The 19,735-nt window shown below is 59.1% G+C and carries 20 protein-coding genes; 11 read left to right on the top strand and 9 right to left on the bottom strand.

Features of this window, described 5'->3' with window-relative positions:
* The first annotated feature begins 1 nt into the window (after window position 1).
* Window positions 2-604 (top strand): LysE family transporter, encoded by a 603-nt coding sequence (locus tag KI787_09475; protein MBV6630183.1) that lies wholly within the window; start codon window positions 2-4, stop codon window positions 602-604.
* 122 nt (window positions 605-726) lie between these two features.
* On the opposite strand, the gene KI787_09470 is transcribed toward KI787_09475, so the two are convergent.
* The 6 genes from KI787_09470 to hemN all read right to left on the bottom strand — a co-directional run bounded on the left by KI787_09470 (window position 727) and on the right by hemN (window position 7,345).
* A complete protein-coding gene (locus KI787_09470) occupies window positions 727-1,635 on the bottom strand; it encodes an MBL fold metallo-hydrolase (GenBank protein MBV6630182.1) in 909 nt (302 codons plus the stop codon).
* A gap of 35 nt (window positions 1,636-1,670) precedes the next feature.
* Window positions 1,671-2,396, bottom strand: coding sequence for a Crp/Fnr family transcriptional regulator (locus tag KI787_09465; protein MBV6630181.1), 726 nt, complete (start codon window positions 2,394-2,396; stop codon window positions 1,671-1,673).
* Between the two features lie 185 nt (window positions 2,397-2,581).
* Window positions 2,582-3,553, bottom strand: a complete 972-nt coding sequence (locus KI787_09460; GenBank protein MBV6630180.1) for a dienelactone hydrolase family protein — start codon at window positions 3,551-3,553, stop codon at window positions 2,582-2,584.
* A 102-nt stretch (window positions 3,554-3,655) separates the two neighbouring features.
* On the bottom strand, window positions 3,656-4,288 hold the full coding sequence (locus KI787_09455; GenBank protein MBV6630179.1) for a response regulator transcription factor: 633 nt from the start codon (window positions 4,286-4,288) through the stop codon (window positions 3,656-3,658).
* Complete coding sequence (locus KI787_09450) at window positions 4,275-5,930, bottom strand: PAS domain S-box protein (GenBank protein MBV6630178.1); 1,656 nt, start codon at window positions 5,928-5,930, stop codon at window positions 4,275-4,277. Before KI787_09450 ends, KI787_09455 begins: the two co-directional genes overlap by 14 nt.
* Complete coding sequence (gene hemN, locus KI787_09445; protein ID MBV6630177.1) at window positions 5,927-7,345, bottom strand: oxygen-independent coproporphyrinogen III oxidase; 1,419 nt, start codon at window positions 7,343-7,345, stop codon at window positions 5,927-5,929. The genes KI787_09450 and hemN overlap by 4 nt, the downstream gene beginning before the upstream one ends.
* A 137-nt stretch (window positions 7,346-7,482) precedes the next feature.
* Here hemN and ccoN point away from each other — a divergent pair, with 137 nt between their 5' ends.
* From ccoN to KI787_09395, 10 genes are read left to right on the top strand one after another with little or no spacing between them, the layout of a single operon-like run.
* Entirely contained in the window at window positions 7,483-8,916 is a 1,434-nt protein-coding gene (gene ccoN / locus KI787_09440) for a cytochrome-c oxidase, cbb3-type subunit I (protein ID MBV6630176.1), read from the top strand.
* On the top strand, window positions 8,913-9,536 hold the full coding sequence (gene ccoO, locus KI787_09435) for a cytochrome-c oxidase, cbb3-type subunit II (protein ID MBV6630175.1): 624 nt from the start codon (window positions 8,913-8,915) through the stop codon (window positions 9,534-9,536). The genes ccoN and ccoO overlap by 4 nt, the downstream gene beginning before the upstream one ends.
* Window positions 9,536-9,697 carry a cbb3-type cytochrome c oxidase subunit 3 gene (locus tag KI787_09430; GenBank protein ID MBV6630174.1) on the top strand — a complete coding sequence of 54 codons (162 nt, stop codon included), beginning with the start codon at window positions 9,536-9,538 and terminating at the stop codon, window positions 9,695-9,697. The genes ccoO and KI787_09430 overlap by 1 nt, the downstream gene beginning before the upstream one ends.
* Entirely contained in the window at window positions 9,694-10,590 is an 897-nt protein-coding gene (gene ccoP, locus KI787_09425) for a cytochrome-c oxidase, cbb3-type subunit III (protein ID MBV6630173.1), read from the top strand. Before KI787_09430 ends, ccoP begins: the two co-directional genes overlap by 4 nt.
* Window positions 10,590-10,895 (top strand): hypothetical protein, encoded by a 306-nt coding sequence (locus KI787_09420; GenBank protein ID MBV6630172.1) that lies wholly within the window; start codon window positions 10,590-10,592, stop codon window positions 10,893-10,895. Before ccoP ends, KI787_09420 begins: the two co-directional genes overlap by 1 nt.
* Before the next feature lie 7 nt (window positions 10,896-10,902).
* On the top strand, window positions 10,903-12,282 hold the full coding sequence (ccoG, locus tag KI787_09415) for a cytochrome c oxidase accessory protein CcoG (GenBank protein MBV6630171.1): 1,380 nt from the start codon (window positions 10,903-10,905) through the stop codon (window positions 12,280-12,282).
* Window positions 12,279-12,470: a hypothetical protein gene (locus tag KI787_09410; protein MBV6630170.1), complete on the top strand. Its 192-nt coding sequence runs from the start codon at window positions 12,279-12,281 to the stop codon at window positions 12,468-12,470. The genes ccoG and KI787_09410 overlap by 4 nt, the downstream gene beginning before the upstream one ends.
* A gap of 2 nt (window positions 12,471-12,472) precedes the next feature.
* Window positions 12,473-14,671: a cadmium-translocating P-type ATPase gene (cadA, locus tag KI787_09405; protein ID MBV6630169.1), complete on the top strand. Its 2,199-nt coding sequence runs from the start codon at window positions 12,473-12,475 to the stop codon at window positions 14,669-14,671.
* Window positions 14,668-14,808 carry a cbb3-type cytochrome oxidase assembly protein CcoS gene (ccoS, locus tag KI787_09400; protein ID MBV6630168.1) on the top strand — a complete coding sequence of 47 codons (141 nt, stop codon included), beginning with the start codon at window positions 14,668-14,670 and terminating at the stop codon, window positions 14,806-14,808. Before cadA ends, ccoS begins: the two co-directional genes overlap by 4 nt.
* Before the next feature lie 11 nt (window positions 14,809-14,819).
* A complete protein-coding gene (locus tag KI787_09395; GenBank protein MBV6630167.1) occupies window positions 14,820-15,458 on the top strand; it encodes a sulfite exporter TauE/SafE family protein in 639 nt (212 codons plus the stop codon).
* Between the two features lie 37 nt (window positions 15,459-15,495).
* On the opposite strand, the gene KI787_09390 is transcribed toward KI787_09395, so the two are convergent.
* The 3 genes from KI787_09390 to KI787_09380 all read right to left on the bottom strand — a co-directional run bounded on the left by KI787_09390 (window position 15,496) and on the right by KI787_09380 (window position 19,733).
* On the bottom strand, window positions 15,496-16,731 hold the full coding sequence (locus KI787_09390) for a hypothetical protein (protein ID MBV6630166.1): 1,236 nt from the start codon (window positions 16,729-16,731) through the stop codon (window positions 15,496-15,498).
* A gap of 183 nt (window positions 16,732-16,914) precedes the next feature.
* Window positions 16,915-18,432, bottom strand: coding sequence for a hypothetical protein (locus KI787_09385; protein MBV6630165.1), 1,518 nt, complete (start codon window positions 18,430-18,432; stop codon window positions 16,915-16,917).
* A 263-nt stretch (window positions 18,433-18,695) separates the two neighbouring features.
* Window positions 18,696-19,733: an AraC family transcriptional regulator ligand-binding domain-containing protein gene (locus KI787_09380; GenBank protein MBV6630164.1), complete on the bottom strand. Its 1,038-nt coding sequence runs from the start codon at window positions 19,731-19,733 to the stop codon at window positions 18,696-18,698.
* Window positions 19,734-19,735 lie beyond the last annotated feature (2 nt).

Here is a 19,735-nt window from a genome sequence, read left to right as displayed (position 1 = left end):
TATGTCTTGGCTGGGGCTGGCCTTAGCATGTCTGGCAGGTGCGCTGAGCCCTGGGCCTAGTTTGCTCTTTGTTCTGGCGGTACGCGGGCGCGATGGTTCAATGGCCGCTGTGGCGGCGGCTTTGGGGCATGGTCTGGGGGTGGGCTTGTACGCCGCCGCTGCGGCTACAGGATTGGCCTTGGTCATCCAGACTTACCCTGCGCTCGAACTGGGCCTCAGCCTGTTGGGGGCGGCTTATTTGTTGTGGCTGGCCTATGGCTTCTGGCCACGTAAAGACTCCGCAGATTATCTTCCATCTGCGCCGCCGCGGTCAGCGCGTAGCGGTTTTGTGAGCGGCATGTTGGTGGCCTTACTCAACCCTAAGGTGGTGTTGTTTTTCGCCGGCATCTTCGCCGCTATGGTGCCGGCCGGAGCCGGAGCCCTGGAGGTGATCTGTGCTGCGGCTTTAGCGGCCGCGATCGATGCGGCCTGGTATTCCGTGATTGCCCTGCTTGGGGCGAGGTTGGCTCAGCGCATGAGCCAGCCGGCCTGGGCTCGGGGCTTCTCCGTGTTTTTTGCCGCTGCGGCTGGCTTGGTGCTGCTGCGCTCGATGCTGGCTTTATAAAAGAGCTTCTGCCTCAAGAGCTACAGCGTCGCCAAAAAAAAACGAGCCGGATGCGTGCAGCCGACTCGTTCCCTGGAGCAAGGCGCTCAACGAAATAGGGGGCGTTCCGTTGAGGTTTGCGCTTAGTCGCCTCCACCCAGTTGGTTCAAGGGAATCTGTAGATACCGCACGCCGTTGGCGTGAGGTTCGGGGAGACTGCCAGCTCGGATATTGACCTGTAGCGAGGGCAGGATCAGGTTGGGTGCTGGCAGGGTGCTATCGCGGCGGCAGCGTTGCTCGACAAAGGTGTTTTCGTCGATGCCGTCATGCACATGAATGTTGTTCTCGCGTTGTTCGCCCACGCTGGTTTCCCAGGCCGGCAGACGTCCTTTAGGCGGATAGTCATGACACATATACATGCGGGTGTCTGCGGGTAATGAGAGCAGCCGCCGTATAGAGCGATACAAAGCGCGGGCGTCGCCGCCCGGAAAGTCCGCTCGGGCGGTGCCATAGTCCGGCAGAAAAAGGGTATCCCCTACGAACAAGGCATCGTCAATCAGGTAGCTGACACAGGCAGGGGTATGACCTGGTGTGTGGATGACCTTGATCGACAATTCGCCCAATGGGAGCTCGTCGCGGTCGGCGACCAACTTGTCGAATTGGGAGCCATCGGTCGGGAAATCGTCCCCCAAATCGAAGAGTTCGGAAAAGGTGCTCTGTACCTGCTGAATATGCTCACCAATGACGAGGCGCCCGCCTAGAGCGTCTTTGATGACCTGGGCCCCAGACAGATGGTCGGCGTGGGCATGGGTTTCTAGAATCCACTGTAGCTGGGCACCAGTTTCGCGGATGTGCTCAATTAATCGCTGTGCGGAGCGGTTGCTGATCGCCCCACTGCTGGGGTCGTAGTCCAGCACGGGATCGATCACTGCGGCGAGGCCGGTTTGCGGGTCGGTCACCACATAACTGATGGTAAAGGTATTCGGGTCATAAAAGCCGTCAACAATGGGGGCGTTGACGGTGGCAGTGTCGGCCAGGGGAGCGGTTTGCATGGGGGACTCCTGGAGGGCGATACGAGACATGCGGCTTAGGCGGCCTGCGCGCAAGAGGGGCGCTTGTTCAGCCGTGGAATAGGCTCTGCCGACTGCACCAGTTGATTGAGCCGCTTGGCTTGCAGGATGCGAATGGATTTTCGCTTCACGCTAATCAGGCCTTCGTCCTGGAAGCGCTTGAGCACCCGGCTCACGGTTTCGGTGACCAAACGCAGGTAGTTGGCGATATCACGCCGACCCATCTCCAGCTGTAGCTGATCGGCGTCATCGGCATGCTCACGCAAGTCCAGTAAGAAGCGCGCCACGCGCTGCTCCGCGCTGTAGTCGCCGGCCAGGGTCTGGGCCTGATCCAAGGCTTTACTAATCAACGGCAGTACGGTTTTGGCGACCTCGGGCATGCTCTCGCTCAGAATGGCTCCCCGTGACACTCGGCATACGGTGGTTGGGGTGAGAGCTTGCAAGCTGGTGCTGGCGGCCTGATCGCATAGGCTTTCCAGGCCCACCACCTCACCGGCGTGGTAAAAACCGCGCACGCGCTCCGTGCCGTCTGGGTCAACCACATAGGACTTGATGCAGCCACTGCGTAGTACAAAGATCGCCTGTACCGGATCGCCCTGCCACACCAGGTGATCATCAGCCGCAAGCGGCCGCCCGGCCTGGACAGGAGACGGCGCGGGTAATTGGCAGTCGGCTTTGCTGGACTGGCACAAGGCAGACAAACCGCAACGCGCACAACCGGGGTTGGTGGACAGTTTGGACACGGAAGGCATTCCGATACAGGCGTGGGTCTACTGTCGGTTTTTTGGACCCGCAAAAACAGCCGGAATTGAGCGGTGGCAACTAGGGGAAAATACCTAGTCGTCTAGGGGCAATGCGTGATGTAGGCCCCCGTTGTACCGGGTCTTTGCGCAGATCAGCCAAGGTCGTAGTGCCGTGCCCCGGCGGCTTAAGGCCGCCATTGTGCAAAGAAGTCCCAGGCTAGCTCCACGGCTTCGATGTCGGCATTTTGCGGGCCTAGCGCTTGGGCAAGAGCCGGGTTACGACGGTGCTCGATACTCGGAATTTGATGCCCACCGCCGCGCACGGTGATGGATTGCACACGCACCTGAGTTTGAGCATCGCGGTAAATACGGCTACTTGCTCTGGAGTCATCGCTACTTGTGCGATCGGGGAAGGCTACAGACTGTGTTTGCGCAGGGTCGACGGGGTGTAGGTCGCGCCATAGCGCGATGGTATCGCCAGCAGAGCGCACACAGCCGCGGTCACCCCCGGCGATACAGCCGCCTGCGTAAGGGATGAGCGGGTCAGCAGTTCCATGCAGGATGAGCGCCGGTACGGCTACCTGAGGCTGGGCGCACTCGCTAGGGTCGGGTTGACTAGCAATAAAGCTCGCAAAGGCAGTCACGCGCTGGGCTGCTTCAGTGGCCATGCGCATACTCATCATGCCGCCATTTGAGGCGCCACTGAGAAAAATTTGCCTGGAGTCGGCGTTGAAACGGCTCTGAGCCCAGTCCAGCAAAGCCAAACTAAAGCCCACATCATCCGCAGCGCTGGTATCTGGGCCAATGCGGCAATCGTTCCAGTTCAGGCTATCGCCCCGGGTTTGGCCTGTTTGTATGTTGGTGCCGTTGGGAAAGAGCAACAACAGCCCTTCATCATCCGCAATCTTGAACCAGTGCGACTGCGCGGCCTGGTCCTGTTGCAGTTCAGCGGCACTCCCGCCGCCACCGTGATAGATCATCACCACCGCTGGCTTAGGCTCCAAGCTGCGAGGGGCGTAGTAGTCAAAGTAGCGCGTCTGCCCGGAGCGGGTGCTGATGCTTTGATCGCGCACCAGGCCTGCGGCGTTATCGCCGTCATCGCTGCAGGCACCTAGAACGAGGCCAAGCGCGATGATGAGCCCATAGATCATGACCATGCGCTAGCTCGGCTGAGGTCCACGCGAACACAGCACTGCAGATTTGGCATGCGCTGGTAGCCCCAGTCCATGACAAGCCTGGTCGGCAAGCCGCTGCCGGGATCAGGAGGGGTTGTCACTCGTTTGCGGGGCATGAATCACCATCCGAATAAGGTGGGCCAGTGAGCGGGCATTCATCTTGCGCATAACGCGGGCACGATGCTGCTCGACGGTGCGTTGACTAATGTCTAGTTCGATGGCGATCACCTTATTGGCCTGGCCCGCCACGATACGATCTAAAACGTCGCGCTCGCGTCCGGTGAGCTCGGCCAGGCGCTGCTGCACCGCGGCCAACTCTGAGTCTTGGGTGCGGTCATTGCGATCCTGGGCGATAGCCTGTTGCACGCGATCGAGCAATTCGGACTCGCGAAAGGGCTTTTGGACGAAATCAAAGGCGCCCTCGCGCATCGCCTGCACAGCCATGGGGACGTCGCCGTGGCCGGTCATGAAGATCACCGGCCAGGACAGCCCGCGCTTATGCAGTTCCTTAAACAGCTGTAAGCCGCTCATGCCAGGCATGCGCACATCCAAAATCAGGCAGCCGGGCACCCTGTCGTCCAGCGTGCTCTCCAGAAACTCGGTCGCCGAGGCGTATTGCTGGCTCTCCAAGCCTACCGATGTGAGAAGTAGGGCAAGGCTGTCTCGAACGGCATCATCATCATCGATGATGTGCACCAAATTTTTATCTGTGCTCATCGCGGGTCTCCACAGGTAGCAGAATGCGGAAGCGAGCGCCGCCCCACTGCTGACCGACTTCATGAGAGAGCTCTCCCCCATGCGCGTCGATCAGACTTTTACAGATTGAGAGCCCGAGGCCAAAGCCGCGATCTTTGGTGGAGGTGAAGGGCTCGAACAAACGTTCCAAAATGGCTTGGTCCAATCCAGGGCCGCTATCCTCCACGGCGATTTCTAGCCAGTCCCTGCCATGTCGTCGAGCCTGCATCAGGATACGGTCATCCCGGCGCTGGCTTTGCATCGCGTCGGCGGCGTTGCGAATGAGGTTGAGTAACACTTGCTGCAGCTGTACTGGATCGACGCGCACCGCCGGTAAGTTGTCTTCCAGTTGGGGCTCTAAGCGTAAGCCTTGGCGACGCAGATCGACTTCGGCCAAGGTGTGGATGTCATCAAAGATCGCCGTGACGGGCTGGTCGCTCACCTCCGGTTCACGGTGGCGCACGAAGCGGCGGATTTTTTCAATGATGGAGCCGGCCCGCTCCGCTTGTTGGGCAATTTTGTCCAGGGTGTTCGCGATAAGCTCAGGGTCAGTGTCAGGAGCGCTGAGCAAGCGTTGGCCTGCGCGAGCATAGGTGGCCACGGCGGTGAGCGGTTGGTTAATTTCATGGGCGATGCCGGCGGCCATTTCGCCTAGGGTGCCTAGCCGGCCCACCTGGGCGAGCTGTTCGCGATGGGCCGCGGCCTCATTGGCCGCCAATACCTCAGCGGTTCGGTCCATGATTTCCACAACCACGAAGGCCGCTTCACCTTGGGAATTACGCACCAAGGCCATCACGACATCGGCGTAATGGGTGCCTCCAGCCGGATTATGAAACCGTCCCGCAAACTGCGTGTGGTCGGTCGTGCCGGTGTTGAGCTCCTTCAATGCGCTATCGATGCGTGGGCGATCATCATCCCATGCCAAACTCCGCAAGCAGGTCATTCCTATGGGACGGTCACAGGTGGCGAAGAGCTTACAAAATGCGGGGTTCGCGGTGAGCAACTGTCCACGCAAGTCGCAGGTGGCAATGGCCATGGGGGCTTGCTCGAAGGTGAGGCGTAGCTCTTCCTCCCGCTCCGCCAGCTGATTCTCGATGGCCCGACGCTGAGTAATATCGCGAATCAAGCCCACAAAGCCCTGTAGCCCCTCGTCCTCAATCTCGCCCACGGACAGCTCTAGCGGAAACTGGCTGCCATCCTTGCGTCGGCCAACCACTTCCCGGCCAATCCCAATAATGCGGGCTTCACCGGTGCGCTTATAGCGGGCGATGTACTCATCGTGTTCGCGGTGATAGTGGCCGCCCATCAGCATGTGCACGTTATGGCCTAGTACTTCGTCGGGCTCATAGCCAAACAGGCGGGCTGCCGCAGGGTTGAACTCGCGGACGATGCCGTTGGCATCAATCACAATAATGCCGTCCACGGCGGCCCCGAGTATGGCTCGGTAGCGAGCAGCTACGGCACTCACCGAGGGACGGAATGTGGCAGTGAATTCGGGCGGCGTCACCGGCGTGGCTTGGTCTTCAAACTCCATCACCCATGGTAAACCCTTGCCTTGGCTGGGGGCAGTGTGGGGGACATGCCGCGCCAAATTTTCGGGCTTACTCCCGAGCGGCTGCGTCAAACTGGTGTATCTGGCCGCATGGGACTGGCCACCTTAGCTCCGCCAGCATTGTGTGTTTGTTGTTGGTACTCATCGAAGCAGGAGGCGAGTAAGCGCAGGAACTGGCGTCCGCTGGCAGTCACCTTCCACAGAGGTTGGCGACGATCCAAGAATTCTTGTTCGGGGTCGAGGCGGTTGAGGCGGTCAATAGCAACGGCAAAGTGCTCGTCAAAATTGAGCCCTTCATCGGCGCCAAAGGCGTGAGTGTCTACCTCCAGGCGGCACATCAGGCGTTCAATCAGGCGGGCTCGACGCAAATCTTCACGGCTGCGCAACATGCCGCGCTGCAAAGGGCTGCGACCGGCTTCGACACGTTCGGCGTACACCGGTGTGTCCTTATGGTTCTGCACAATGCAACGCCCCACGCAGCTGATGGCACTGACCCCGAAACCGAATAACTCGCTATCGGCTAATACGGTGTAGCCCTGGAAGTTCCGGCGCAGTCGACCATCGTGGAAGGCTTGCGCCAGCTCGTCATCGGGACGGGCATAGTGGTCTAGACCAATGTCCACATAGCCGGCAATTTGTAGGCGGTCACGGGCGAGGTCTTGGAAGGCAAAGCGCTGTTCCAAACTTGGCAGCTCCGCATCATTGATGGCCCGCTGCGCAGGAAAGCGCAGTGGCATATGAGCGTATTGATACAAGGCAATCCGCGAAGGTTGTTGCTCGATGACCCAGTCCAAACTTTGCGCCACAGTGCGGCGCGTTTGCCGAGGTAGCCCAAGGACTAAGTCCATGTTCAAGCCCTGAATACCCGCCCGGCGAATTTCTTTGACCAGGCGGGCCACATCGCTGGCTGGCTGAACACGGTTGATGGCCTTTTGCACATCGGGGTCGATGTCCTGCACACCGAGGCTGAGCCGATTAAAGCCCAATGAGGCCCAGGCATGAGCGTCACCGGGGCGGGCTTGCCGCGGATCCACTTCCATGGCGACCTCGCACCCAGCTTGCAGCGCGAAATTTGATGTCAGCCCCTCAAGCAGGCGCTCAAGCTGCACCGGTCGCAACAGGTTTGGTGTGCCGCCACCCATATGAATTTGTTGCACCAAGCGGTCGGTGTCAATGCGGTCGACGGTCTGCGCAATTTCTTTGAGCAAATGTTCCAAATAGGCGTTGTGCGTATTCGCCTTTCGGCTAATAACCCGGTGGCAGCCGCAGTAAAAGCAGGCGGCCGCGCAATAAGGTAAGTGCACATACAGGGCGAGCGCACTGGGAACCAGATCATCGTTGGACGCGGCGAGCTCGCGTTCGAACAACGCGGGGGAGAAGCTGTCCTTGAGCTGCAGTGCAGTGGGATAGGAGGTATAGCGTGGCGCACGCAGCTCGCGTGCCCGCAACGCGGTGAGCGAGGTGGGTTCCGGGAGGGGGGCGGTCATGAAGCAGCTCGTGCAGGGATTTCCATGGCCCCGACTCTGCCCGTGTTGGTTCTGTGGCTATTTGACTCAGATCAAAATGCTCATCCCATGGCTACTCCAGACTCGGTCGCGTCGAATTGGACGACTTGGAGTGACTGATGTCTGCAAACCCCGCGGCCGAGCCCTGCTATCACGATAAGGTGATACGGCAGTTCGCCTTGGCTACTGTTTTGTGGGGCGTGGTTGGAATGGCTGTGGGGGTGTTAATCGCCGCGCAGCTACTTTGGCCGGCCCTGAACTTTGATCTGCCCTGGCTGAGTTATGGGCGCTTACGTCCACTGCATACCAATGCGGTGATTTTTGCTTTTGGCGGTTCGGCGTTGTTTGCGACCTCTTATTGGGTGGTGCAACGAACCTGCCATACCCCTTTGGCCCTGCCCAAGTTGGCATCGTTTACCTTCTGGGGCTGGCAAACCGTGATCCTAGCGGCTGCGATTACCTTGCCCCTGGGCATCACCTCTGGCAAAGAATATGCCGAGCTGGAATGGCCCATTGACCTGCTGATTGCGGTGGTCTGGGTGTCTTATGCCCTAGTCTTCTTCGGCACCATCCTCCAGCGGCGGGTGAGCCATATTTATGTGGCCAATTGGTTCTACGGCGCCTTCATCCTGACCGTTGCGGTCTTGCACATCGTCAATAGTGCTGCGATTCCTTTCAGCATGACCAAGTCCTACTCGGTGTACTCCGGGGCCGTGGATGCCATGGTGCAATGGTGGTATGGGCATAACGCCGTGGGCTTTTTCCTCACAGCTGGCTTCTTGGGGATGATGTATTACTTTGTGCCCAAACAGGCAGGTCGGCCGATTTATTCCTACCGGCTCTCGATCGTACATTTCTGGGCTCTGATCTCCATTTATATGTGGGCCGGGCCGCACCATTTGCATTACACCGCCTTGCCAGATTGGGTGCAAAGCCTGGGTATGGCCTTCTCCTTGGTGCTACTGGCACCAAGCTGGGGCGGCATGATCAACGGCATCATGACCTTGTCGGGCGCCTGGCATAAGCTACGCGAAGACCCCATCATCAAATTCATGGTGGTGTCCTTGTCCTTCTATGGGATGAGTACCTTTGAAGGGCCGATGATGTCGATCAAGACGGTGAACGCGCTGTCGCATTACACCGACTGGACCATTGGTCACGTGCACTCCGGTGCCTTGGGCTGGGTAGCCATGATGACCATGGGCTCGCTCTACGTTCTGATTCCCCGTCTTTACGGCAAAAAAGAGATGTTCAGCGTGCCAGCGATCAACTTGCACTTCTGGCTCTCAACCATCGGCACCGTGCTTTACATCGCATCCATGTGGATTGCGGGCGTGATGCAGGGAATGATGTGGCGCGCCGTTGGTGAAGACGGAACGCTGACCTACAGCTTTATCGAGTCCTTAGAGGCGACCTATCCCTTCTACGCCCTGCGGTTACTGGGTGGGCTGGTGTTCTTTAGCGGCATGCTGGTGATGGCCTGGAATGTCTGGCGCACGGTAGCGGCCCCAGACGCACAGGTTCGCATGCAACCTGTAGGAGTGGCGTCATGAGTCACGAAAGAGTTGAGAAGAATATTTCCTTAATGACCGTGCTGATTGTGCTGGTCATCAGTGTGGGTGGTCTGGTGCAGATCGTGCCGCTGATCACTGAAGGTGTTGGAACCCAACCTTTGCCAGGCATGCAACCTCGCTCTGCGCTAGAAGTTGCCGGGCGCGATGTGTATGTCCGAGAGGGCTGCTACAACTGCCATTCACAGATGGTGCGGACCCTGCACGAAGAAACTCTGCGCTATGGCCAGTACTCCACCGCAGAGGAGTCGGTCTGGGATCACCCCTTCCAGTGGGGCTCTAAGCGTACAGGGCCAGACTTGGCCCGGGTAGGCGGGCGCTTTTCTGATGAGTGGCATCGGCTGCACCTGATAAATCCGCGTGATGTGGTGCCGCAATCGAATATGCCGGGTTATCCCTGGCTAGACGAGCAAATGGTCGATCCGGATGAGGTCATGGCCATGATGCGTGCTCTGAAAACGGTGGGTGTTCCCTACAGCGATGCTGACATTTTGGCTGCGCCCGATGCGGTGCAGAACAAAACCAAGATGCAGGCCTTGATTGCCTTTTTACAGGGGCTGACAAACCCACCGGCAGCACAAGATGTTGCGGAGGTGCAGTAATGCTGAGCGGAATCATCACCTTAATGATCTTTGCTGCCTTCGGCGGCGTGGTCTGGTGGGCCTGTGACCGGCGTAATAGCGATCGCTTTGAGGAGGCCTCCAGGTTGCCCTTAGAAGAAGACTCGGTTGCCCAGCGCTACCAGTCGGGAGAGTCGTCATGAGTATGGGAACAACCCTTTTCGTCGCCATTGTCTCGGTACTGAATGTACTGGCTTGCTTGTGGTTGATTTGGTGGACGGCGAAGCGTCAGCCCTCCAATGTGGCCGAAGGCGAGGTGAAAGAACATGTCTGGGATGGCGATCTCAAAGAGCTGAACAATCCTCTGCCGCGTTGGTGGCTGAACATGTTTTTGCTCACCATCGTGTTTGCCTTGGCCTATTTGGTTCTGTTCCCAGGCCTTGGTGGCTTCCAGGGCGTGTTGGGCTGGTCGCAAGCGAATCAGCACGATGCGCGTCTAGCCGAGGTCCAAGCTAAGCGCCAAGCCCACTTTGCCCAATTCGAGCAGGCTAGCATCGTGGACTTGGCCGATAACCCTGAGGCTATCCGGGTTGCCGGGCGTCTTTTTGCTGACAACTGTGCTGGTTGCCATGGGCCCTCAGCACAGGGAGCCAGCGGCTTTCCGAGCTTGGCCGATGACGCATGGCTGTACGGCGATAAGCCCGAGCAGATTCTGGCGTCCATCACCAATGGTCGGCGCGGCATGATGCCGCCGCAGCAAGCCATGCTCAAGCCTGAGGTTGTGGATGACATTGTGGCTTTGGTCGCCGACTGGGATAACCCAGACCTGCCAGCGGATCGGTTGCAAGCGGCGAAGTCGCAGTTCATGCAGAGCTGTGCGATGTGTCATGGCGCCGAGGCCCAAGGCAACATTTACATGGGCGCGCCGAACTTGGCCGATGACGCTTGGCTCTATGGCAGCAGTCCGGAGGTAATTCGCACCACCATTCTTCAAGGCCGTCAGGGCAACATGCCAGCGCACAAGGACATGCTTTCAGAGGTGGAGCGTAAGCTGCTTGCCGCCTATGTGATCTGGGTGTCCGGAGGCACGCAGTAATGTCCTTGGAGCCTGTGAGCTCCTCCGAGCCAGCGTACCCCGGAGTGGTGCGCTGGCCCGGTTGGTTGCGCCGCTCCGCGGCGGTGCTCTGGTCGGGGTTTCTTGGCGCAGCGCTGATGTTGCTGGCCTTGATCATGGGCTGGGAAGCGCTGTTCGCCCTGGAGACTCCGAGCTGGGCCGGTTTAACAGTGGTTTTCATGGTGTGCTGGCTAATCACCTGTGTCGTGGCCACGATGGCGATTTCGTTGGCGACCCGTCCACGCCCACAACCACCGGTTGTGGCTCCACCTCCCCGGCAGGAATAACGCCCCTATGAACACGAGCACAGCCCATGTGCCCGAGTCACTCTATGCCTCGGCCGAGAAGATTTATCCCCGCAGCGTACAGGGGCGCTTCGCGCGCTTACGTAAGCTGGCGGTATGGGCTCTATTGGGTTTTTTCTACGTGACGCCATGGCTGCGTTGGGACGGCATCCCCTTGGTGTTGCTAGACCTGCCGGCCCGGCGCTTCCATGTCTTTGGCATGACCCTGGTGCCGCAGGATTTGTTCTTGCTCACCGGTGTGCTGGTGATTGCCGCGCTCACTTTGTTTTTGGTGACAACCCTGGCCGGGCGTCTCTGGTGTGGCTACGCCTGTCCACAAACCGTGTGGACGGAACTGTTCATGTGGATCGAACACTGGACAGAAGGGGACCGTCACCAGCGTATGAAACTGGACAAGGCCCCATGGTCGGCCAATAAGCTACTGCGCAAAGGGGGCAAACATCTCTTGTGGGTGCTACTGGCCTGGTGGACCGGCCTGACTTTTGTGGGGTTTTTCACCCCCATGCCGGGTTTAGTGGCGGATGCCGCGCAACTCCAACTCGGTGGCTGGCCGCTGTTTTGGAGCATTTTCTACGGCTTTGCCACCTGGGGCTTTGCCGGCTTCATGCGCGAGCAGGTCTGTCGGTATATGTGTCCTTACGCCCGCTTTCAGAGCGTGATGTTCGATAAGGACACCCTGATCATCAGCTACGACGCGCTGCGCGGAGAGCCACGTAAGCACCTGGCCAAACGTGAAAAAACCGCTGCTGGTGACTGTATTGACTGCCTGCGCTGCGTGCAGGTTTGCCCCACGGGAATCGATATTCGCGATGGCTTGCAGTACGAGTGCATTGCTTGTGCGGCCTGCGCGGACGCCTGTGATGAAGTGATGGACCGCGTCGGCAAACCCCGCGGTTTGGTCCGCTACTCCAGCACGCATCGGGATGAAGGCGGAGAACTCCGTCTGTTTCGGCCCAGAGCCGTGGGTTATGCCATTGTCTGGCTAGCCGTGGTGGCGGGTTTTGCCACCCTGGTGCTCACACGCTCAGATATGGAACTGGATGTTATTCGTGACCGGCACACCATGGCCCGCCAGGTGGGTGGTGGCTATGTGGAGAATATTTACACGGTCAAGGTGACGAACAAGGCCAGTTCGCCGCGTGAAGTCCGCTTGAGCGCGGTAGACGAGCGCGGGCAACAGGTGCAACTCAGTCGTGAACTGTGGACCGTGGCTCCTTATGCCAGTTTGCGCGAGGTGATTAGCGTGCGCGTGCCGCCACTGGCTGGCGCTGCCACCATGGGCCTCCGCTTCAGCGCCCACTGGACCGACGATTTAGAGGGTGCGGGCGCCCAGGCACGAGCCCGCTTTATTGGACAGGAGATCCCATGAGCCAAACTACACATCGCTCCGCATGGAGCGTCGAGCTGACCGTCGTGGTGGCCCTGCCACTCATCGTGATTGGCGCCATTGTGGCCACCATTTTAGTAGCGGCTGACGCGGGCTTCACACCAGAGCCTGGGGTGAAACAAGACCGCTTCGCACACATTACAACCACCGCCATAGAACCAGAGCAGTAAGCATGACTCCGTTCAGCGCTCAGGCCATTCTCGAGGCCAGCACCCAGGTTGATGCTCGCACCCGTGAGGTCTTGCTGCATGTGGGCAATTTGCACTGCAGGGCCTGTGTGCGCCGGCTGGAGCAGTTGCTCGGGCGCGATGCCCAGGTGAGCGTAGACCTGCCAACCGGGACCTGTGAGCTCCGTTGGCAGCCCGAGAAGGTCGACCTCCCGGTGTTACTGGAGGCCATGCAAGCCGCCGATATGCCAACGCGTTTACTGGCTGCGGATCAAAGTTTTAGCCAGGCGCAACAAGAACACCGCCAGGCCTTGATCCGGATTGGCCTGGCTGCTTTATTGGGCATGCAGGCCATGATGCTGGCTGGGCCAGAGTATTTTGGAACCGTGGAGCCGGGGCTACGCGAACTACTGCGCTATGCCCAGTGGGTCTTGGTCACCCCAGTGATTGCCATTGCCGGGTGGCCCATGTTGCGCACCGGTTTGAAAGCACTGTGGCAGGGTAGCGCCACCATGGATACCCCGGTTGCCGTGGCGCTGGTTATGGCCTATAGCTTGAGTGCTTGGAATACGTTGCAGGGCGCGGGTCATGTGTATTTTGACTCGGTGGCCATGTTTGTACTGCTGCTGTCGGTGGCGCGGTTCTGGCAGCAGCGTGGTCAGCTTGCCGCCGCCGACCGCTTGCGGCGCCTGTCTGCGGCCCAACCGGCGACTGCCAGACGCCTCCGTGATGGGCAGTGGGCAGAGGTATCGGCCAGTGAACTGCGCAGCGGCGATATCGTAGAAGTCGCCCCCGGTGATGCCTTGCCGGCAGACGGCGTGGTCCTCAGTGCCGTAGACCTCGATGAAAGCTTGCTGTCTGGTGAGTCCCTTCCTCAACACAAGCTTGTGGGGGATAAGGGTTTGGCCGGAAGCACGCATTTAGGCTTGGAGCCGCTGCGCTTGCAGGTGGAGGTGTCTGGAGAGGCCACTACGCTGTCGCAAATTGGGCGGCTTGTACAACGCGCCCATTTAGAACGCCATGAGGCGGCTCATTTGGCGGATCGCATCGCGGGATACATTGTCCCTGTGGTGCTGTTCCTCGCTGTGTTGGCCTTTGCCTTGTGGTGGCCGGATACCGAAACGGGTATTCAAGCGGCCTTGGCGGTTCTAGTGATTACCTGCCCCTGCGCCTTGTCTCTAGCGGTGCCAACCACCTTGGCCGCCGCGGTGACGCGCCTGGGCAAAGTCGGTGTGTTGCTGGTGCGGCCCAGTGCATTGCTGCAGTGGCATCGCTTGCAATCCGTCGTCTTTGACAAAACCGGCACCTTGACCACGCGGCAAATGCAGTTGCATCGCTGTGAGGCCTTGGCAGACCTCAGCGAAGATCAAGCCAGGCAGTGGGCGGCGGCCATGGAAGTGGGTTTAAGCCATCCTGTGGCTCGGGCCTTGGCTGCTGCAGCAGGTCCTGAGCAGCCCCTGCCAGCCGTGGATCACCGGCAATTAACCGGGCGTGGGGTGCGGGGATGGATTGCCGACCATGTGGTGGAAGTTGGTCCTCTAGAGCCCACCTGTAGTTCCCAGCTGGATAGCCAATGGCGCTGGTTTGGGTTGTGGGTCGACGGCCAGCTCAAAGCCCGCATGGCTTTGAATGAGCAGTTGCGCCCTGAGGCGCCCGCTGTGGTAGCCGCCCTGCGCGAGCAAGGCTTGGAGCCACACCTGCTCAGTGGTGACCAGCTTGCAGCCACCCAAGCCGTCGCGGCGCGGTTGCAGCTTAGCAAGGTCATAGCCGGCAGCCTGCCAGAGCAGAAGCTCAGCATGGTGAAAAAGCTGCAGGAGAATGGTGCTGCGGTGCTCTATGTCGGCGATGGCTTGAATGACGGGCCGGTGCTTGCCGGCGCGGATGTGGCGGTGAGTCTGGGCTCGGGCGCGGCCCTCGCGCAGGGGCAGGGCGATGCCTTGCTGCTGAATGATGATCTGCATGGCTTAGAACATTTGGCGCATACAGCGGAGCTTGCACGCCGCATTTCTACCCAAAACCTGCTGTGGGCACTGGCCTATAACCTCACCATGGTCCCGTTGGCGATGTTGGGTTGGGTAGCCCCCTGGATTGCGGCTTTGGGGATGGGGGCGAGCTCCTTACTGGTGACCCTCAATGCATTGCGCTTATTGCGCCAGCCCAAGCCCCCCGTTACGACCTCCGCCCCACAGGAGTGCTTGGTATGAGCAGTCTGTTTTTCTTGATTCCCCTGGCCATGATTTTGGTGGGATTAGCTTTGGCTTTCTTCGTTGCGGCTATTCGGCGCGGACAGTTTGATCATTTGGATCGATTTGAAGGCCGCATGCCCGACGATTTCTCTTAAGGCGACGTCCATTGCTCAGCCTCACTGACCTGTCTTTGCCGGCCCTAGCTTTGGCCGGTGTGCAAACCAGTGCTCATTGCGTACTCATGTGTGGGGCAATGAATGCGGCTCAGCCCGGGCGCCAATGGGCGTGGTGGCAGATGCACCTAGGCCGTCTGCTCAGCTACACGCTGTTGGGCGCTCTTGCCGGTGGAGTCGGGGGTTGGTTGCTACTGCAATTACCCGAGGGTTTGGCCAATACAACGGTTCGCATCAGCATTGGCCTCGCCGTGGTGGCCCTCGGGGTGTTGCACATCTGTCGCCAACAAAGCCGGCCCGTGCAGGGCTGTGCCGTGCATCAACAAACATCGTCACGCTGGCCGCCCTGGTTGCTGGGTATAGCCTGGGGTTTGGTGCCTTGCCCGGTTCTGTACGCGGCCCTGTTCATTGCCAGTCTATCGGCCTCGGTGGCTCAGGGAGCGGCCCTGATGGCGGCTTTTGGGCTGGGAACCCTGCCGCTGTTTTTGATCCAAGGGCAGGTTTTCAAGCGCCTGTGGCAGCGCTTACAGCAAGCGCCCACGCGACGCGGTTGGTGGATCACCGCCTGTGGCGTGGGGCTGATGGTCACCGCGGTCTGGATGCCGGCTGGGCTGGTTGCTTATTGCCGCTAGGTCGCCGCTGGGGTGGGGCGCAGCCAGCCTGCGCACTTCACCTGAATAGTTCCAGGTCCACGCATTCGGCCATAGCGGCGTAGCCGGCCGCGTTCGGGTGCAAGTTGTCGCCACTGTTGTATTCAGGGTGCAGATACCCCGCATTGTCTGGATCTTCGAGGCAGGCGTAAAAGTCGACGAATCCATCGCTGAGTGATTGCTTGCGAATCCATTCGTTGATCTGCAGTCGGGATGCCACAGCTTGCGGACTACCATGCAAAATGCCAACTGAGTCGCTCAGCCCTAGGGGGAGTTCACCGCTGACCGCACCTTTGGCCGGAGGCATCGTCCCCAGAGCAATTTGAACGCCGGCAGCATGGGCTGCATCGATGAGTTCAATGTAGCCATCAATAATGGCTTGGGCCGATGCCGGTATTCCTACACCCAGGTCATTGGTGCCGATCATGAGGAGGATGTGCGACAGCCCAGGAGTTGCCAAAACATCGTGATCGAAGCGCTCCAGCAGTGCGGGCCCGAATTGGGGAACCGTGCCCGGGCTGAGCAGCTTGTTGCCGCTGATCCCTTTGTTGACAACGCTTAGGGGCAGGCCCGCGTTCAGGACCCGACGGGCAAGAAAGTCTGGGTATCTTTGGTCTTGACCAACGGCGGGGTTGGCCCCGGTGAGTCCGGCGACTGTGAAGGCGAGGTTCCCAGAGCCGTCGGTGATGGAGTCGCCTACCGCTACCAGTGTGCCGACTGTGGATGGGGCGGCGACCTCTAAGGCTTCAAGTAGCAAAAAGTTATTGCTCAGCGAAATCGGGGCTGGCACAAACGCAGCGCCGCTGGTGTCTTGGCTGTAGTCGCCAGGAAGACTGAAATAGGGCACTTCTACTGCGTCTAAGTGACGCGTGAGCTGGGGAACAACCTGGGGCGCGAAGAAACTAATTGCGATTGAGGAGAAGGCTTGAACAGGAAAGACGATGGCGTCGCTAACAACCGAACCGCCGGCTGGAATGGTAAACCGGCTCTGGCCCTTGACCGACAAGGCACAGGCGCTGCCGGGTACGGTCGCTGCAGAGCCCTCTAGGGCCTGTTCGGCAACAAACAAGTTCTCTAAGGTCACGGGCAGTTGCGCATATCGGTTGCTTAAACGCAGCCGCATGACTTGGGCATCCCAATGCGGTGTAATGAACTGACGAACTGTCATCTGCGCAAGCGGCGGCGTGACGAGAGCATCACTCGGCGCGGTCGCCCAGCTCGCGACAACAGCTTCGCCAAAATCGTCCATCGTCACGACGCTACACCGGTCTGGCAATGGCGGTTGCACACCTCGTGCTGCGCCTCGTCCTTCGCCGCCAGCGGAACGGTCTGAGCATCCTGTCGCCAGCAGCGCAAAAGCCAATGCCAGCGCTGGCCATGGCCTCCAGCGCCAAGCTGATGATGCGATTCGGGAGGGCCGTTGCTTCATGATGAGCGCTTAGCGGCCTGGCGGAAGGAGGCTGGGCAGTAAGCCTGTCTGCTCTCCATTGGAAAGCGTGGCCTGCATACAATCTTCGAACAGGGCCGCAGCCGACTCCGGAGGGCTAGCGAGCTGATCTGCGTAGCAGTAGGCGCCGGTCGGCAGGTAGTCCCCCATAATGTCAGCCGGGGCCGTGCCTTGAGGGACCATGCTGACGGTCTCTACAAAGCCGTCGTTGGGGAGCATATGGCGGTATAGAAACCAGCTATTGTTGTAGGGGCCATACGGTAGCCAGGTTATGCCATTTTCGGCGGTGGCCCAGGCGGGGCGGTCAGCAGCGTCGCTGACCATGACCGTAAAAAAGCCGAACTCATCTATGGCCATTTGGTCATCCCTTGCGCAGGCCACGAAGCGCTGGGTCAAGTGTTCTTCCTGGCAGGCTGACCAATAGCGAAGTTGCTCCTGTCCCCAAGGAACACCCGGAGCGCCCCGCCATGTGGGTGCCCGGCCGCGAACCAAGAAGGTCGATCCGAAAAAGCGTGAGAACTCAGTAATGGTGTACGAGTTGTGCTGGTTACTCATGAGCCCGCCACCCCCGGTTAAGGGTAGGCCGGTGGGATCGTTGCTGATCGGAGTGCCGAGCACATTTGCGGTGTACTGGATGAGCAGGCTGGGCAAGTCATAAAAGACTTGAGTCTTGGGTGGATTGACCGCAGTGGGGTAATTAATCAAGCCGAGTAGCTCATCTGGTGGATCTAGCGACAGGATCAGCTCATTCAATTCCAAGGACACCAAGCCGCCGGCATTGGGTACTAGCGGTTCGTCACAGTCCGCGAAGGGTACGACCTCCTGCGATCCGTCATTGGTTTCTATGGTGATAATCGGCAGGCCCACGCCGCCGTCAAAGTCGTAGCCGTTCTCGGGCACGTAGCTGCGATAAAAGATTGCTGTTCCCAACTCATTGGAAACCGAGGCCGGCCCGGTTGGGAAGGAACCGCCGTACATAGTGTTTGGCGCCGGGTTGTCAGGCGCATCCGAGTACTCCACATAGGCCACGTAGCTGCCACCGAGTGGGGCAGTTTGTTCCACAAAGGGGTTTGTGTGCCCGCCTTCGGGCACTAATTCCACATCGGCCAAAGCGTCCATGGGCCTGAGGCCAGGGTCGTAAATGTTGAAGGAGAAATACCGCATATGTCCGAAGCGCCCATCAAGTCGGATGCGGGTGCCCGGGATCTTCGGCAGCAGTGCTACCCAGTAGAGGGCCGACTCGTCCGGGTAGAAGAGATTGACGGTGTCGATATCCGAGACGATTTGCCATCCGCACGCTGCGCCCAAAGGCAATTTGGGGCGGTTTGGTGCTGTACCCGGGAGGTCGGGTGGACGCAGAGACTCCCCGTTTTGGCTGGGGACACTGGTAGCCTCGTTCGTTATCGCTGAATCGCACGAAGCCAAGGTCATGGTCAGTGCAATCATCATGGCTGGCGCAATACAGCACGCGCTAGCCCCCGGCGTTGTTGGTCGACCTTGGGCGCTCATTCTATTGTCTCCTCGAATTCCTGCCGCAGTGTGTGCGCTAGCGAGTGCTGGGGTATTGCCTGATTGCGCCATGCATTGATCGAGTCTGACAGCTTGGGGAAGGTTGATATCTTCTGCGAGAACCGTCAGGTGAGTCTGAGCCGCTGCCGGGAGCGCAGAAGCCGCCTTGCATGGGGATGGACATGAGGATTTTGAGCACCGCCGGCGGCCCAGGTGGCAAGCACAGATGTTAGGTCAGCGATTCCTAAGCTCTTGATGACCGATTATTCGATCTTGAGCTGCTTGCGATATTCCCCAGGGGTGCATCCGAACCAGCGCTTGAAGGCGCGCTGAAAGGCACTTTGCTCAGAGAAACCCAGCATTATTGCGACGTCAAGCAGGCTAAGATCCGAGTTGGCCATATGTTTTCTCGCAAGGTCGGTGCGCACTTGCTCTAGAAGGCTGCGGTAGCTCGTTTGCAGGTCGTCCAACTGACGCTGGACGGTACGCGCCGATACACCAAGGTCTTCTGCAACGCTCTCGATATTCGGCACGCCCGAGACGAGCCGATCAGCGATAAATTTTTTGAGCCGGGCCAAGTCGGGGTTGGCATCTGTTTGCAGCGTCTGCAGGCGGTTCAGCCTTTGTTTCGCTAAGGCTTCAAGAAATGTCTTTATCTCGGGGTCGGCAGGCATCAGTTCGAGGTCCCAAAAGTGGGCATCGAATAGAACTCTGAGGGTTACATGCCCAAAGCTCAGTGGCACTCCGTAAAAGCTCTCTAACGGTTGCGCATCAGCCGGCTGCGAGTAGGGAAGTTGAATCCCTTGCGGCATGTAGGAGTTGCCAACCAGGGATTGCTTGATATGCCACCAGCCACCGATTATGAAGTCGTAGCCGTGGCGTGAGAACCCAGGAAACCCTTTTACCGGCTTGGTTTCTAGGACGGCATGCTCAGCTTCAAGGCGGTATTCGGTGTAGAGAGGATTACCGACGAGCATTTGATAGCGGTTATGCAGCTCAAATATCTCTCGCGCGTACTGGCAGCTCATGATCAGTACGCCCAGGGTGCCCAAGTTCTGAAATTGTGTGTTTCTCGCGACGTGCAAGCCAATATAGGCGTCTTCGAGGCGCTGCTCAGCGAGCGCGAAAACCTCGTCGATTCCACTCGCTTTGACAAGGCGATCAGTATTGCCAAGTTCCTTTCGGTTAATCCCGAAGCACTCAAGGTAGGGGCTAAGGTCTTCACCGCGTTGTCGCAGGTAATCGAAGATCGGCCGAACATAGCTCAGGCTCACGTAAAACCTTGGATCTGTCTCGAGCATCG

Source organism: Oceanococcus sp. HetDA_MAG_MS8, from assembly GCA_019192445.1.
Lineage (GTDB): Bacteria > Pseudomonadota > Gammaproteobacteria > Nevskiales > Oceanococcaceae > MS8.
This window is presented reverse-complemented; position numbering and strand designations above follow the sequence as displayed.